We start from the raw sequence: 15875 nt of genomic DNA on the forward strand, positions 1-15875 counted from the left end.
CCTTTTTAAGATCTTTCACTTCCTGTCAGCTCCCTTCAAAATGGATGCGGTTTTTTTTATCGGCTTGCGATTTGTATCTGTGATACGGATATTTTTAAATCTAATAGGCTCGCATCTTCCCCAACGGGTTAAATTATATAGGTATGGCGGGCTTGAACGGATAACGGAAAAACAAAAGGGGATGCCGTGGCATCCCCTTTTCACGCATATGGATCGATTACTGCTGAACTTCCTGTACGCCGGTTACGCGCACTTCGACGCGACGATCCGGAGCCAGACAGGAGATCAGCTGAGCCTTGTCTTTAACACCGTCGCACTTGGTGCCGGTGATCGGGTTGCTTTCGCCACGTCCTTCGATGGCCACTTTACCAGCTGGCAGACCCTTGCCGACCAGGAAGTTGGCTACGGTACGGGCACGTGCTTCGGACAGCTTCTGGTTGGAGGCATCGGAGCCGATGCGGTCACTGTAACCCACGACCACAGCGCTGCCATCCTTGGGCTGGACGTCAACGATCTGCTGATACAGGGCGTTGAGAGCGTCGGTTCCTTCCGGTTTCAGAGTGGACTTGCCGAAGGCAAACAGCACGTCGGAACTCAGAGTAAAATCCTTCTCTATAACTTGTGGGGCCGGGGCTTCTGAAACCACCGGAGCTGGAGCCGGTTCTACATAGGAAGTCCTGAATGGATGGTATACCGCTTCCAGGGTGGCTACGCTCTGGTTGGACTTGTAATCTGCATTCCCAGCATTAGTGGTACCGTGCAGATCCGCCACTTCCCACATATAGCGGTAGCGTGCTTGCAGATCTACCGCATCGTTCAGCTTGTAGGTTACGCCCAGACCGGCCAGTGGAGCGACCTTGGAGTCTTGACGGTTCAGACCATGAGTGTGAGCCCAGTAAGCGCCAGCTTCACCGAATAGTGAGAAATCATTACCCAAGGGTAGACGGGCGAGACCGGATAGGGTCATGCCCTGATTTTGATAAGCAGAACCATCGGTGCTGCCACGGCCAGCGTACTGGTAACCCAACTCGGCACCGAAGGTTTCGTTGAAGTTGTAGCCAGCAAATGCGTTAGCGGCGGCGGCGTCTGCTGTACCGTCAATGGCCAGGTTGTCCAGACCGTTGAAGTGGGCGGCACCGACACCCGCACCGAAGTACCAGTCATCGGTGGCTTGAGCTGTGGTGGTTCCCATGGCGGCGATGGCCAGAGTAATCAGGGTAGGTATTATTTTCATTTTCATTATTTAATCCTCTTTGAGTCGCTCTGTTACGAGCGTCGCGCACACTTTTTAAATTGATCGCAACCTAGCCTTTCAGGCTACGATTCACGGGCGCTTGAATAACAACGGATGGTTAATGGGGGATATAACGAGATCCTTTTCTGTAGAAAACCCCGAACAATAAGCACTTGTATTTGATCATCCAATATCTAACAAGTACCGCTAATGTATGGATTAGAATCATGCCGATCAAGTTTTGGACCTATATATGGGTGGAATGATAAGTTTACAGGTGGATTTTGGCGGTGAATAAACAAACGATTTAGTCGCAAATATGTGCCAGTGATAGTTATTTTTAATAAAGGAAAAGAGAGAAACAAAAAAGGGGGGATACCGTTGTATCCCCCCTTTTTGCATTATCCGAACAAGGTTCGATCATTGCTGAGTTTCTTGTGCGCTGGAGATGTGAAATGCTGCACGACGGTCAAGACATTGTGAATCGCCCCGGGTTTCCAATCCATCCATAGCGCCGCATTTTTGGCGTTGAATCCGAACGCCATGGTGCCTGTGATCTAGGATGGCGACTTCACGCTGTGGGAGTCGAACACCATCATCCGTTATCTGGCGGCGCGCTCTATCCAACCGAGGCGAGGACGATGGTCGATCAATGGATCGATTGGCAGGCATCGGACTTGAACAGTGCCTGGTGCTACGCCTTCATGGCGCTGGTCAGGCAGTCATCCTCCCATCAGGACGGTGAGGCGCTCACCGCGGGCTGTGCGCAATGGTCAAGGCATATGCAGATCCTGGCGCGACAGCTCGAGTAGACCGCTGCTTGCGCCGCGGGGAGCGACTTCTCGCTGGCAGACATTCCCATCGGTCTGTCGGTCAATCGCGGGTTTGAAACTCCCTTCGATCGCCCCTGCCGGTAGTGAGTGACGACTACCCGCGGCTGAGCCGTCGACCGATTTTTCGCCTGTATGGAAACAATGGCACGCCTTAAGGCGAGTGGTGTAGGAGTGGAAGGGGCTGAACATGGCCAGCGTCAGGTTCTGATAGCCTGCAGACCTTGATGCCGCCCATCATGCGCTGGGTCGTGATTGGCAGGGCCGTGAGCGCCGGCTCACTGCCGGCGCTTGTCGTACTCTCAGGGGGCTGTGCGAAGATGCGCTAGGGGGCTGCAGATGGGTTGGTAAAGTAGCTACCGCCTCCCCCCATGCCGCCACCACCGCCATTGCTGCCACCATCACCCATTGGGGGAGGGCTCGAGCCCCCGGACGACGCACAGGCGGCCAGCATCAATTGGGCCGCAATCAGGCAAATTTTCCAGCTTTTCATGACCATGTCCTCTACTGCGCGCTTGCCCAGTGGCCGGGCTGGACAAATCGGTCGAACTGGACAAGACAATGCTGAGTTTAGCCCAGCCAACCCCTCTCATACAGGCTGCAAACCCGAGCCACACACAGCCTGAGCCCCGGCTGCTGCCACTCATCGCACTGGTTGCAAGGGGGATGATGGCCGTCAGAAAACAGATCTTGAGTCAGTGGCATGCCGAGATCTCTGCGAAGGGGCGGTCGAGCACGCAATCCCGATGCACCGCGAGCACAGACGCCGCTCGCCACCGAAGGTGAGGCACCGTCACCCCGTCACCCTATCAGCGGCCCAGCTGAGACTTTCCAATTCAATATCGGTGGACGGCATGGCCGGATAGAACAAAAAATACTCAGCTGCCTGTTGCGGACTTGGCATGGCGTATAGGGCCTCAGTCGAGGCAATGCACTCTGGCCGTTACCCGCGCCACTTACCGCCGCCTCGATCAAGCCAGATCCCACCTAATCAATCTGATAGCGCAGAACCTCAGTGGCAGGGGCTCGATGTCACGGCAGAAAGGGGGGCGTCGGTTGGCAATCAGGCTGTCAGCAGCTGACCGCCGAGCGGGGTCAGGACTCCTGGAATGCCTCATTTTTAGCGCCTTTCCTTGCGCGCGGAGCGGCGGAAGCTGTCATACGCTTGACGCTTTATCACCAAGGAGGCTCTCGCTTGTACAGCAACAAAATCAGACCAGACAGGGACGCAAATTGAACGAACACAAACCCCAAGGAATCCATTATGAGTGTGCTCAATGTGAAATATGTGCTCTTCAGCACGATGGCGCTGCTTTTAGGCAGTTGTGATACCGAAACCATGGTGCCCGTGCCCAGCGGGAGCGGGGGAGGTAATGGAACAGACGCCACCCAGCTCACCAGCCTGCAAGTCACCCCCTCAGACAGCCGCATCCCGGCAGGATTACAACAACAGCTGATTGCCAGGGTCATCCTGAGCGATGGCGCGATAGCAGAGCCGCCCGCTGATGTGAGCGTGCAGTGGAGCAGCAGTGATGCCAGCATCGCCACTGTCGATGCGACGGGCCGCGCGACCGCCGTCGGGGCAGGGGTTGCCAGCATCACAGCCACGAGTACCGGGAACGGCAGGGTATTTGAGGCCAGCGCCCGGTTGGAGGTGACGGATGCCGTGGTCACCGATCTGGTTCTCACCCCGGCGACCGCCTCCAGCATAGCGCCCTCGGCGTCACAAACAATAGTGACGACCGTCTTTGCCGCCAAGGCGACACTCTCCGATGGCAGTGTCATCGACCTGACCTACAACCCGGCCCTGAACTGGAACAGCAGTGATGAGGCGGTGGCCACCGTCAGCAACACGGCCAGCAGCAAAGGGGTCGCCAGTGCCGTGGGGGTGGGCACAACCACCATTAGCGCGAGCGGGATACTCAATGGGCAGAACTTCACTGCCACTGCCGACTTGACCGTGACCCCGTGACTGACGTCGTGGTAACGGGGGCTAGCCTACCAGTGTGACCATGACGGCAGGGCATCGGCTCTGCCACTCTTTCCCCTGATCCCCCTCGTTTCACTTTACGTTGCAGCCCCTGCCGGTCACGCCGCGCGCCTTTCCGGGCGTTGTCATCGTAGTGCTCTCCACGTGGCTCAAAGGGGTCGCTTCGGGTTGCGGGCTGGGCTAGAGTCGGCTTCCTGGATTCGTCGTCAGGCAAAACAAGGGGCTGGTTGCTCATGCTGAACGTCATCGCGCAGGATGTTATCAAGCGGGATCGTATCGAGGAGCTCATGCCGCTGTATCGGACGCTGGTGGAGCGGACCAGGGCCGCGCCGCAGTGCATCTCTTATGAGCTGTGCATCGATCAAAAAGATCCCGGGCACTTCGTATTCGTGGAGCCGTGGCCCGACAGGGCCGCACTGGATGCGCACTGCGCCACCGAGCATTTCAGGCGGCTGCTGCCGCAGATCGATCGGCATCAACGGCAGCCTGGCACCTATCTGCTGATGGATGCGCTCGCCTGATCCGGCCGGCGCCGCGGTGCGCCCATAAAAAATCCGAAACCCATGGTTTCGGATCCTGGCCCAGCGGGGGCACACACAGTTTGTGCTGTAAGGGGAACACTTGGTGGTTTAACTGCGTACCTTGTTGTAGATAAACAGCACGATCAAGGCGCCGACGGTGGCGATAAGAATGCTCGGCAGATTGAAACCGGTGACGGTTCCCATCCCCAGCAGGGTGCTGACGTAGCCGCCCACCATGGCGCCGATCACTCCCAGGATCACCGTCATGAAGAAGCCACCGCCATCCTTGCCCGGCATGATCCATTTGGCCAAGATGCCGACGATCAATCCCAATACAATCCAGGTAATAAATCCCATTGCTTCATCCTCGCTGTGTGAGAGCTCTAGAGTATACGCGGCGGATCGCATTGTATCGCGGGCGGGGCGCTCGTCGGTCAGAAATGGTCATATGAGAACTCATCTCCCCGATCTTTTGATCCTGTCAGGCGAGTGAACGGGTCTCGAGTCGCGGCCCTGCCGGCGAGCAGATCAAGACAGATCCCTGCTCGAACCAGTCTCCCAGCACGATGCGGCGGGCGGGCTTGCCGTCCAGGCTGAAGTCGTGAATGGCGGGTCTGTGGGTGTGACCGTGGATAAGGGTGCGGCAGCCGTGCGATCGCAGCATCTCGTCCACCGCCGCCGGGGTGACATCCATGATGAACGGCTGCTTGCTGGCATTCTCCAGCTGGCTTTTACCGCGCATCTTGCAGGCGATGCGCTGGCGGCGACCGAGGGGCAGGCGCAGGAACAGCCAGCGCAGCCATGTCAGCTGGGTGATGCGGCGAAATTTCTGGTAGTCGACATCCTGGGTGCAGAGCAAATCGCCGTGGCTCAGCAGCACCCGCTCGCCGTAGAGATCGATGATGCAGGGGTCACCGAGCAGGGTCATGCCTGCGCGTCTGGCGAACTGGCGGCCCAGCAGGAAGTCGCGGTTGCCGTGGATGAAGTAGATGGGTACCCCTTGCTGGCTCAGCGCGAGAAAGGCATCGGCCACCTGGCCGTGGAGCGCGTTGGGATCGTCATCACCAATCCAGAATTCGAACAGATCCCCCAGCACATAGAGTGCATCGGCGCCGGGGGCGTCCTGCTCCAGAAAGTGCACCAGAGCGGCCGTCATATCGGGCCTCGTCTGGCTTAAGTGAATGTCACTGATAAAGAGGGTGCTCATGAGGTCCAGGGCGTCATGGTAAGGGGTTGTCCTCGAAACGGAGGACATGGGTGAGGGGAGAAGATTGCCAGATGAGCCGGTCCAGATCGACCCCTTCCAGTGCCAGTAGCGCCTGATAAGGGTCGCCGGGCAGCCCCAGCAACTGGCAGATTGCCGCCTCTCCCTTGAGCCCTTGCTCGAGGCGAAGGTGCAGCACAGCCCGATAAAACGTCCAACCGAAGCGTTCGAGCAGGGCCGCCATCAGGCCGAGGTGGCGCCAACCGTTGAGCGTCTCGATAGGGGAGGGAGTGACATAGAGCTCGACGGGCCAAGTTTGGCCATCGGGGCCGATCAGCGTCTGCTCGGCGAGCCACACCCGCTCCCCCTTGTCGCTTGCCTGCCAGCCCTGACGGGCAAGCCGGGCGGCCAGTTCGGCGGGATCGGCATGCTGACAGAGGATATCGAGATCGCTGCCCGGTCTGTCGAGCCCGATGGCGACCGTGCTCACCAGTGCCAGATCCTGGCAGAGAGGCAGCAGCTCATCCCACAGACCGGCGCCGAGCAGGGCATGGGCCGAGCGTTGACGCTCGTTGCCCATGACCAAGTAGTCGAGACGACGCCAGTGCGGGCCCTTGCTGGCGTTTCGCGCAGATGGAAAAACTGCGGCCGGGGCCGCAGTTTCATCGCTACGCAGCAGACAACAATCAGTCAGCAAGGGTGACCTTGGTGATGACGACGTTCTCAACCGGTACGTCCTGGTGCATGCGACCGGAGTTACCGGTTTTGACGCCCTTGATCTTGTTGACCACGTCCATGCCGGCGGTCACTTCGCCGAACACGCAGTAGCCGAAGCCCTGGGTGGTCGGGGACTTGAAGTCCAGGAAGTCGTTGTTGTTCACGTTGATGAAGAACTGGGCGCTGGCAGAGTGCGGCTCGGAGGTGCGGGCCATGGCGATGGTGCCAATCTTGTTGGACAGGCCGTTGGCTGCTTCGTTCTTGATGGGAGCGCGGGTCTCTTTCTCTTCGAAGCCGGGAGCATAGCCGCCGCCCTGGATCATGAAGCCATCGATGACGCGGTGGAAGATGGTGTTGTCATAGTGACCGTCACGGCAGTATTGCAGGAAGTTGGCCACGGTTTGGGGGGCTTTTTCCGCGTTCAGGGTCAGGGTGATGTCGCCGTGGTTGGTGTGCAGAGTAACCATGATATGTCCTTTCAGTGATATGCGAGCACGAGTCGGCTCGCAGCTGTTGCATGGGTTGTGGCATAAAGTGGTGGCAATTCTAGCCCAACAAGGTCGCCCGGCATAGGGCTGACATGGCGTGAGCGCCAGATCCGGCGCGTTTGCGCCTCGTTTTCTCCCCCGGATGCGGTTAGAATGTCAGACCATTTTACTCACAGGCAGTGGTCATAAGATGCTGAAGATCTACAACACACTCACTCGTCAAAAAGAAGAATTCAAACCTATCCACCCGGGCAAGGTGGGCATGTATGTGTGTGGGGTCACCATCTACGATCACTGTCATATCGGCCACGGCCGCACCTTCGTCGCCTTCGACGTGGTGGCCCGTTACCTGCGCTACCGCGGCTATGAGCTGAACTACGTGCGCAACGTCACCGACGTGGACGACAAGATCATCAAGCGCGCCGCCGAGACCCGCGTCACCTGCGACGATCTGACCGAGCGCCTGATCGGCGACATGCACGCCGACTTCGATGCCCTCGGCATGGTGCGCCCGGACATCGAGCCGCGCGCCACCCAGCACATCCACGAGATCATCGAGCTGGTGCAGACCCTGATCGCCAAGGATCACGCCTACGTGGCGGACAACGGTGACGTCATGTTCATCGTCGAGTCCTTCGCCGACTACGGCAAGCTCTCCGGCCAGGATCTGGAGCAACTGCAGGCCGGTGCCCGGGTCGACGTGGTGGATGCCAAGCGCAACCCGCTCGACTTCGTGCTGTGGAAGATGTCCAAGCCCGGCGAGCCGACCTGGGACAGCCCCTGGGGTCCGGGTCGTCCCGGCTGGCACATCGAGTGCTCCGCCATGAACTCCAAGCACCTTGGCAACCACTTCGACATCCACGGCGGCGGCTCGGATCTGCAGTTCCCGCACCACGAGAACGAGATCGCCCAGTCCTGCTGCGCTCACGGTGGCGACTACGTCAACACCTGGATGCACAGCGGCATGGTGATGGTGGACAAAGAGAAGATGTCCAAGTCCCTTGGCAACTTCTTCACCATCCGCGATGTGCTGGCCCACTACGACGCCGAGAGCGTGCGTTACTTCCTGATGTCCGGCCACTATCGCAGCCAGCTCAACTACTCGGAAGACAACCTGAAGCAGGCCCGCGCCGCGCTGGAGCGCATGTACACCGCCCTGCGCGACCTGCCCGTGGTCCCCGCCGCCGGTGGCGAGGAGCAGGTGGCTCGCTTCAAGGAGGCGATGGATGACGACTTCAACACCCCGGAAGCCTACTCCGCCCTGTTTGATCTGGTGCGCGAGATCAACCGCCAGAAGTCGGAAGACCTGAGCGTGGCCGCCGGTCTCGGTGCCCGTCTGCGCGAACTCGGCGCCGTGCTCGGCATCCTGCAACAAGACCCGGACGCTTTCTTGAAGGGCAACGAAGCCGATGACGAAGTGGCCGAGATCGAGCAACTGATCGCCCAGCGCAATCAGGCCCGCGCCGACAAGAACTGGGCCGCGGCCGACGCCGCCCGCAACCGCCTCACCGAGATGGGCATAGTGCTGGAAGACAGCGCCGGCAAGACCAGCTGGCGCCGTGCCTAACGCCGGTGGCTCTGTGAGAGCCAACCGGTTGACCCAATAAAAAAACCGCAGCCCTTGGGCTGCGGTTTTTTTGTGGTCGGCCGGAGGGCTGACACGTTCCCTCTCTCCTGATTGGCATGGCTTCGCCATGCAGGACGCGAGGGCTCTGCCCTCGAAGGGGTTTCGCCCGCCCTTCGGGCTGAGGCGAGTGACTTTTGAAAGACCAAAAGTCACCAAAAGTCTTTTCCCCCGGCAAACGCCCGCTTCGCAGGTTCCCTCGTCTCGTCCAACGGGTCGGACGGAGCGCCGCAGACGGCACATCCCTGTGCCGACTGCGGCTGCGCCATCATCCCTGATGGCGCTCCTGACCCGTTGAACTCGACTCGGCGGTTTGCAGGGGGAACCAATACCGTGCCCGCCCGTGACTTTAGCATTCATGTTAATCGCCTTTTCCGCTGAAAGGGGAGAGCAGTGTAAGTGGTTGGGAAAATAGGGCTTTGGTTTGAGTGAAAAAGTGTTTGGGGAATAGAAATAAAAGCCGCAGCTCAAGGCTGCGGTTTTTTAGAGGATTTAATTTATGAATGAGTTTTGTAACTCATATTTTGATGCCATTCTGGATGCGTAATTTTTCAGCTCTTCAATATAACCTATGATGTTCTTAGATGATTTGTCATTTGCTATATGTTCTATGTTTGTTTCATCAATTGTAAGAACGAAATTTGGTTGAAATTCAGACTGGTAAGTAACTTGCGTGGTAATTTTTATATGTGCATTTTTGTTCCATGAAGCATTATCATGTGAAAGTTCTTCCTTTTTCTCCCTTTTACGCTCTTCATTCACTTGTTCAAGTGTTTGTGTAAAGTCGTCATACACTCTGTTGTATAGATCTGTAGTTTTTGCATTTATAGAAATTATAGGTTCTTTAGAACCATTCAATGTGACTTCATATGTGGAGGTTACATTTTCTCTATACACCTTTCCCAGTCTGACCTTACCAGACACCAACGGGAGAATATTCTTGGAGTCGATATAGCTATTTATCTTGTCAATGCTAAAAATTGATGCGGATAGAATAATGCTAACGCTTAATATTAAAGTGCGGTTCATATAGTGCTCTTTTTATGATTTATAGTTTCGGTGGATTTTGAATGTATAGAACATCAATCGCGGGAAGGTGTTAAACGTACCCTGTGATACCTAATAAGCTAAGTGTATGTATGGTGGTAAATAATGACATGTCTACTTTTTTAGTGTGCTATTAATTCAAGATTGACTTGTTATTAGAGAGGCGAGATATTAAATCATTGATTTCACTTTAAGAATTCTCTATTAATCTCGTCAATAAAGTCAAAAATAGATTTGAATGATATGAAATCCTCTGCCGGCAATGTGGAAACCACATCGTCTGCAAACTTGTTTTTTCCAGATCTTATTTTTTTAAAACAACCAAAATCATAATCTATGACATCCGTGCCAATGTTTAACCTTCGTCCGCCTATATTTAACTGTGGGGTCATGACTTCAATTTCTAATTTTTTACCATTGTTAAGTTTTCTATTTAAGACATGTTCGTTAAACATAAACTCAATACATAAGCATCCGGCATCTGAAAAACCGGCTCTGTATTCAGGCTCAGGCAATAGCAACGCCCATGCATAGCCGTTAATGTGTTTTTTTGTCTGCAGGTGTGTATTCCCAAGTTTGAAATTTTTGCTTAGTTTTTCAAACTCTCTTTGTCCTTCATCGTCATTATCAAAAATGGCAATTACAGGTCTTTTATCTTCTGGATGGATTGATTCAATTAATTTGGCTAGAGCACTAGCACCACCTAGCGAATGGCTCTCATCGTTAGTATTGTCACAAGAACGAATGATTGCATCACACGAGTAATGTTTCCTTGCGTGCTCGAGAATTTTGGCATCAGTTTTACCCTCAGTGACAACGAGTAACTTCTTTTGCAAAGAGATTTCACGTTCTAATGAAGAAACAAGTTCGAGGCGCAAATTGTGTTCAATGATTTGCTTTGAATAAAAGTCATGTACTTCTCGTTGTATAGCAACTATTCCCAATTCGTTTTTTAGCTCATCAGATATGTTTTGAGATGAATTTACATCATTCACCATTGAACATCCACTTAACTGAGTTACTCTAAAGCATCTTGCTTTTTCACCTTTTAGACTAATAAATGCGGGGGAATGTGTTGTTAAAAATATTTGTGTGTTAACTGCATATTTTTTTATAAAGTCATCAGCCATCTGTGCCGCATGACTATATTCCAAGGCTAATTCTGGTTCTTCATATCCCCATATATAAAATTTTTGAGAATTGACAGATATGTAATGTAGCACAGAAGCAATATATCTAGATTGAAGTCCATCGCCCCTATATTTAAGAGGGATATCACCATCTTCAGAGTTTGTAGAAACTAAAAATGATTGAAATAATGAAGAGACTTGAGCTGGTGGCATGATTGCTGTTTGAATATTGGTCGCTTCTTTGAAATCACTTTGGAGCACACCTATTTGTCCTTCAATATGACTTGCTAACTTGGTAGCAGTTTCCAGTAAATCAGCATTTTGACTAACAGTCATATCTAATAGTGAATGCTGTAATCGGGAAAGTAACTCACGAATGTAAGCCCTATCTTTTATTGCAGGAACATACTCAAAGTGTATTTTATTTAGAAATATGGATAAACTTCTCTGAGCTGTAACTAAAGATGATGGTAATTTATTCGCTTCACCGAGACGGGACAAATTATGTGACTCTTCATATATTCTGCTATCTCGATACCATTTACGCTCTACCGTAAACCGAGGTGGGAGGCTACCTTTATAGTTATCAGGTCTTATAAAATCAATTTTTATGCTTATGAACTGTTTTCCTTTTACGCTTTCTTTTCTAACCTCTTCAAGTCTTTTGGTTGAGAAGTTATCATAGAACTCATAATTTTCATCCCAATCAACCTTCCCATTAAAAAATAGATTCAATGACTTTATTAGGTTGGACTTTCCAACATCATTTCTACCAGAAAAAACGTTAACACTAGAACAGTTTTTTACTTCAATAGTGTGAAGTGAACGAAAGTATTTTACTGTTATTTTTTCTATTAATTTCACTCTTAGCATCCTATGAATAGGTCGGTCATTCGAGCCGTAGGTTCGATTAGCGAAGCGTAATCTGGCGTTCGAGAAATAAGGTCGTTATCACTATGAATAATTCACTGTCAGGCCTTCAATATAAAGCCGTTTTCCGATATGGATATGTGCCGCTTGCTGCTCTGCTAAAAATATTTTTTTGCACCTATGCCACCATATTGATGACACCTGCCGCATTGGTGCGACAATCTGGTCTGGCCATGGGATGGGTGAGAGTGCAGTTCTGAGATAACAACCCTCCCAATCTTTGCCCCGAATAGACAAGGGCTGTTGACAGGCCTCGGGGTTGCGGGTTGGGTATTGCCCCCTGTTGTTCGCCGAGGTGAGTCCGTTTGTCCAGGCCGCGAGGCAGGATGCCGAGCGAGCGGCGCTGGGCCAGGGATGGCCCATCGGCGCGTGCCGTTGGACAAACGGGTGAATCGAGGGTACCCGACGCAGGAGGGCGAACAAGCGGGGGTGGCCTTTCTTTTGGTGACTTTTCTTTGGCCACGCAAAGAAAAGTCACTCGCTCAGCCGCGCAGCGGCGGCGAAACCCCGTCGAGGATGGAATCCTCGCGTCCTGCATGGCGAAGCCTTGCCAAAAGAGGCTACCGACCCCTCACCCTGACCCTCTCCCGCAAGGGGAGATGGATCGTTACCGTGGCCGATTACGCTCCGCTAATCGACCCTACAGGCGAAGCCATGCCCAAAGAGGCTAGCGACCCCCTCACCCTAACTCTCCCCCGCAAGGGGAGAGGGGACTGCTCCTCGCCGAGGCCCGGGAATTCGGCCAAATTCCGTCGCTGCCGCCCCTGGCTGTCGCTACCACAATGCGCCGCTGACCCTGGCATCAGGAAAGTGGGGCCAACGGGCACCCGCTACCATCCTACGGAGCCAGCAGGGTTCGATCCATGAAATTAGTGATGCAAGTGTCAGAAATGAATGAATATTTGCGCTGGTTCAAAGTTACGGCCGCGACCGGGTCGGGGCGTCAGACCGTGGCGGTGGACGCGTCAAACTGTGAACGGGCCGATATTTCCCCTGGTCGGCTCCATCTCCCGCTTGTCGGGCAAGGCCGGGGTTGGCTATGGTGTGCGGGCATGGCATGCAAGCTGGGAGATAGGCATGGACAAGATATTGCAGGCTCTGTCGGAACAGGTCACCCAGGCGCGGGATCTGGAGACGCTGACCCGGCCGCTGCTGGAGATGCTCGAAGCGGTGACCGGGCTGGAGTCGACCTACCTCACCGAAATCGATCTGGGGGAGGGCAAGCAGAGCGTCCGCTATGCCCGCAACGTGGCCGGGTTGCAGATCCCGGAGGGGATCACGGTGGACTGGAGCGACACCCTGTGCCGGCGGGCCATCGACGAGGGGCGGATGTACACCGACAACGTCGCCGACTGCTGGGGGGATTCCGAGGCGGCCAGGGCGCTCGGCATTCGTACCTACCTGAGCAGCCCGGTGCGCACGCCCTCGGGTTCGCTCTATGGCACCCTGTGCGCCGCCAGTGCCGAGCATCGGCCCTGCGTGGCTGGCTCGGAGCAGCTGATTGCCTTCTTCGCGCGGCTCATCGCCGAGCATGTGGAGCGCGAGCAGTTGCTGCAGCAATTGCAGCAGGCCAACAACGAGCTGTCGCGCCAGGCGTTGAGTGATCCGCTGACCGGGTTGCCCAATCGCCGGGCCTTGATGCATGAACTCGGCCGGTTGTTCTCGCTGTCGGAGCGGGCCGGTCATCCGGTGCTGCTCGCCTTCATCGATCTCGATGGCTTCAAGGCCATCAACGACACCCACGGTCATGACGCCGGGGATCTGCTGTTGCAGACGGTGGCGCGGCAACTGATGTCGGCCCTGCGCAGCGGTGATCTGCTGGCGCGGGTCGGGGGGGACGAGTTCGTCGCCGTGGGCATGGGCCCGATCAATGGCGAGGATACGGTCGATGCGGCGGTGCATTGCTTCCAGCGTCGACTGTTCGAGCACAGCATGGTCCAGCTGCCGTTGACGCCAGAGGGGCTCTCTTACCCCGGCGCCAGCGTGGGGGTGGTGGCGGTCGATCCCATGCATACCAGCATCGACGATGCCCTGCGTCAGGCCGATGCGAGCATGTACGAGATCAAGCGCCAGCGCCGCGCCTCCTGAGGGGGCGCTGTCCGCCGCCCCGGCAACCGAAGAGGCAAGTGAGGGGCGGCTGTTTGTGCCTTGCCAAGCCGCTCATCGCTATGTGCCGACAGGGTGGCGTGAAGGCCCCCATTGCCGCTTTTTTGCCATCGATGTTAGGATGCCCACCCCATATCCCCCGGATCCCTTCGCCATGACAAACCGGTTTATCAGCCGTTATCGCGCGCTGGCGGCAAAAGCGGCCGCGCTCGTTGCCGAGCTCTCGGAGTTTCAGCAGCGCATCTGGGTCGTCAGCATCGTCAATGACGCCTACACCGATACCTTCATCGTCAATGAGGGCAGCTTCGAGGAACCCATGCAGTGGATGATCCGCAAGGGGTACGACGCGGGCATGGTGCAGCAGGTGGACAACATGCGCCCCTCCCAGGCGATCCAGCTCGAACTGGGCAGTGCCAGCCATCGGCTGATGCGGGTCAAGTAACGACCCCGCTTCCCGGACTCTCCGCCCTTTGCTCAAAAATGCCTCCGGGCGGGCCTATCTCGACCGGCGAGGGCGGCCGCAAGCACCTCTTTAGTAGCATCTTGTCTGCCACTTCTGCAATGTTATGGTGTTCCCCTCTGCCTTGTTACGATTTTTCCGTGGTTCTCTCCAGTTTTTGCGCACCTGAATAGATGCAAATAGCGGAGTTGAAATTGTTATAGGCCACGGCGTAATGGAAGTCGCAGAAATAGGCCGGGTGCTTGGTGGCCACCGTATCGCCGGCTTTGCACTGCGCCTGCATGGCTTCGACCAGGGAGTCATTGTCGGACCCCAGGCATGCCTTGCCGGTGGTCTTGTCGCCACACCCCGCCAGCAGGGCGCAGAGGGCGATCCCGATTAACCGCTTTCCTTGATTGTTCATGGTTGATCCTGACTGTTTTATTTTGCGGCAGGGCCGGGCAGCCCTGTCTCGCCGCCCCTGATGATCGCCTTGCCCGCGCGCACGCTGGGTCTTGCTCACCAGGACGGCACGGACGGCGCGCCTATCTTACGGAGCCAGTGTGGTCCGATCCACCGCGTTGAGAGTGCAAGTGACTCAAGTGCATGACTGTCTGTGCTCTCTCCGGGGGATGGCGGAGGGCCGGATGGTGGTGGCTGAGCAGAGAACCGGCGGCGTTGACGGGCGGCCCGCGGCGCGGTGGGAGACGCAACAAGGGGCCTCGTCGGCCCCTGGTTGTCGGTGAGAATGGCCGCCTTGCGCTAGGGCGCCGGGAAGTATTTGTGCTGGAGCCGCAAGAATGCTTCGCTGGCCAGCACCTGGGTCAGGCCGCGCTGGAACTCCTTGACCAGCGCATCATCGACCGCATGGCTGAAGGCGAAGCAGAACTGCTCGGAGCTCAGCACCCAGGCGACCTTGAACTGGGCGGGATCCAGCTGCTGGACGGCGATGAGCTCCTGCAGGGTGGTCTTGTTGCTGGAGAGGAGATCGACCCGGCCCGAGGTGAGCATCCGCAGGGCCTGGGAGAGGTGGTCGGCGGTCATGATCTTCTGTTCGTCGAAGCCGCCGTTGAGCAGCAGCTGCTCCCCCACGTCGGTGCGCACGGCGCCGATGTGGTAGCGCTGGGCCTCCTCCAGCGTCGTGATCCTGATGTCGCGCTTGGCCAGCCCCATCAGCACTATCTCGGCATAGCCGATGGGGCAGGCCCACTTGAACAGGGGATCCCGCGCCTCGGTACGGGCGGTGGAGAAGAGCACCACGTTGGGTTTCTGGGTCAGCAGGTAATAGCCGCGGGCCCAGGGCAGGATGTTGATCGCCGGCGCCGGGGTGCCTGTCTTCTGCCACACCAGTTGCAGCAGCTCGACGGCCAGGCCAGTGGGGCTGCCGGTGTCATCGGTGAAGTTGTAGGGTCTGTACTCTTCGGTGAGGTAATGCAGCTGGGCGAGCGCCGGACTGGCCTGCACCCTTGTGCCCCAGAGCGTGGCCGGGAGCAGGGTGACGAGCGTGGCCAGCAGCAAGGCGGCTGGTGCGCGCTCTCCCGTGACAAAGGCTATCCCTCTTCTCATCCCGACCATCCCGATGCTGTGTGTGCACCTCTAGTGTAGTCATGGCATT

15 protein-coding genes are annotated in these 15875 nt (G+C 55.9%); 6 read left to right on the top strand and 9 right to left on the bottom strand.

Annotated features, from left to right (window positions below):
• Positions 1-217: 217 nt before the first annotated feature.
• Positions 218-1234 (bottom strand): porin OmpA, encoded by a 1017-nt coding sequence (ompA, locus tag ACZ9IL_RS03760; RefSeq protein WP_476005299.1) that lies wholly within the window; start codon positions 1232-1234, stop codon positions 218-220.
• A 641-nt stretch (positions 1235-1875) separates the two neighbouring features.
• On the opposite strand from ompA, the gene ACZ9IL_RS03765 reads away from it, so the two are divergent.
• The 3 genes from ACZ9IL_RS03765 to ACZ9IL_RS03775 all read left to right on the top strand — a co-directional run bounded on the left by ACZ9IL_RS03765 (position 1876) and on the right by ACZ9IL_RS03775 (position 4575).
• Positions 1876-2046, top strand: a complete 171-nt coding sequence (locus tag ACZ9IL_RS03765; protein WP_476002294.1) for a glutathione S-transferase family protein — start codon at positions 1876-1878, stop codon at positions 2044-2046.
• 1282 nt (positions 2047-3328) lie between these two features.
• A complete protein-coding gene (locus tag ACZ9IL_RS03770) occupies positions 3329-4036 on the top strand; it encodes an Ig-like domain-containing protein (protein ID WP_476002295.1) in 708 nt (235 codons plus the stop codon).
• Positions 4037-4287: 251 nt separating this feature from the next.
• Positions 4288-4575, top strand: coding sequence for a putative quinol monooxygenase (locus tag ACZ9IL_RS03775; RefSeq protein WP_476002296.1), 288 nt, complete (start codon positions 4288-4290; stop codon positions 4573-4575).
• Positions 4576-4683: 108 nt separating this feature from the next.
• On the opposite strand, the gene ACZ9IL_RS03780 is transcribed toward ACZ9IL_RS03775, so the two are convergent.
• The 4 genes from ACZ9IL_RS03780 to ACZ9IL_RS03795 form a co-directional block, all read right to left on the bottom strand.
• Positions 4684-4932, bottom strand: a complete 249-nt coding sequence (locus ACZ9IL_RS03780; protein WP_042640363.1) for a GlsB/YeaQ/YmgE family stress response membrane protein — start codon at positions 4930-4932, stop codon at positions 4684-4686.
• A 124-nt stretch (positions 4933-5056) separates the two neighbouring features.
• The gene (gene lpxH / locus ACZ9IL_RS03785) at positions 5057-5782 is read right to left on the bottom strand and encodes a UDP-2,3-diacylglucosamine diphosphatase (protein ID WP_476002297.1); all 726 of its coding nucleotides are present in this window, start codon (positions 5780-5782) and stop codon (positions 5057-5059) included.
• Positions 5783-5795: 13 nt separating this feature from the next.
• Positions 5796-6476: a DUF4269 domain-containing protein gene (locus ACZ9IL_RS03790; RefSeq protein WP_476002298.1), complete on the bottom strand. Its 681-nt coding sequence runs from the start codon at positions 6474-6476 to the stop codon at positions 5796-5798.
• Complete coding sequence (locus tag ACZ9IL_RS03795) at positions 6466-6963, bottom strand: peptidylprolyl isomerase (RefSeq protein ID WP_476002299.1); 498 nt, start codon at positions 6961-6963, stop codon at positions 6466-6468. The genes ACZ9IL_RS03790 and ACZ9IL_RS03795 overlap by 11 nt, the downstream gene beginning before the upstream one ends.
• A gap of 211 nt (positions 6964-7174) precedes the next feature.
• On the opposite strand from ACZ9IL_RS03795, the gene cysS reads away from it, so the two are divergent.
• Complete coding sequence (gene cysS / locus ACZ9IL_RS03800) at positions 7175-8551, top strand: cysteine--tRNA ligase (RefSeq protein ID WP_476002300.1); 1377 nt, start codon at positions 7175-7177, stop codon at positions 8549-8551.
• A 549-nt stretch (positions 8552-9100) separates the two neighbouring features.
• Here the strand turns inward: cysS and ACZ9IL_RS03805 are convergent.
• Both ACZ9IL_RS03805 and ACZ9IL_RS03810 read right to left on the bottom strand, forming a co-directional pair.
• Positions 9101-9637: a hypothetical protein gene (locus ACZ9IL_RS03805; protein ID WP_476002301.1), complete on the bottom strand. Its 537-nt coding sequence runs from the start codon at positions 9635-9637 to the stop codon at positions 9101-9103.
• Between the two features lie 203 nt (positions 9638-9840).
• A complete protein-coding gene (locus tag ACZ9IL_RS03810) occupies positions 9841-11649 on the bottom strand; it encodes an ATP-dependent nuclease (RefSeq protein WP_476002302.1) in 1809 nt (602 codons plus the stop codon).
• Positions 11650-12792: 1143 nt separating this feature from the next.
• On the opposite strand from ACZ9IL_RS03810, the gene ACZ9IL_RS03815 reads away from it, so the two are divergent.
• Entirely contained in the window at positions 12793-13803 is a 1011-nt protein-coding gene (locus ACZ9IL_RS03815; protein WP_476002303.1) for a sensor domain-containing diguanylate cyclase, read from the top strand.
• 172 nt (positions 13804-13975) lie between these two features.
• Positions 13976-14263: a hypothetical protein gene (locus ACZ9IL_RS03820; RefSeq protein ID WP_476002304.1), complete on the top strand. Its 288-nt coding sequence runs from the start codon at positions 13976-13978 to the stop codon at positions 14261-14263.
• 145 nt (positions 14264-14408) lie between these two features.
• Here ACZ9IL_RS03820 and ACZ9IL_RS03825 read toward each other — a convergent pair whose 3' ends face one another.
• Both ACZ9IL_RS03825 and ACZ9IL_RS03830 read right to left on the bottom strand, forming a co-directional pair.
• On the bottom strand, positions 14409-14684 hold the full coding sequence (locus tag ACZ9IL_RS03825) for a hypothetical protein (protein WP_476002305.1): 276 nt from the start codon (positions 14682-14684) through the stop codon (positions 14409-14411).
• Positions 14685-15022: 338 nt separating this feature from the next.
• Positions 15023-15826, bottom strand: a complete 804-nt coding sequence (locus tag ACZ9IL_RS03830) for a substrate-binding periplasmic protein (protein ID WP_476002306.1) — start codon at positions 15824-15826, stop codon at positions 15023-15025.
• Positions 15827-15875: the final 49 nt, after the last annotated feature.

The organism is Aeromonas sp. TECH754 (assembly GCF_056279295.1).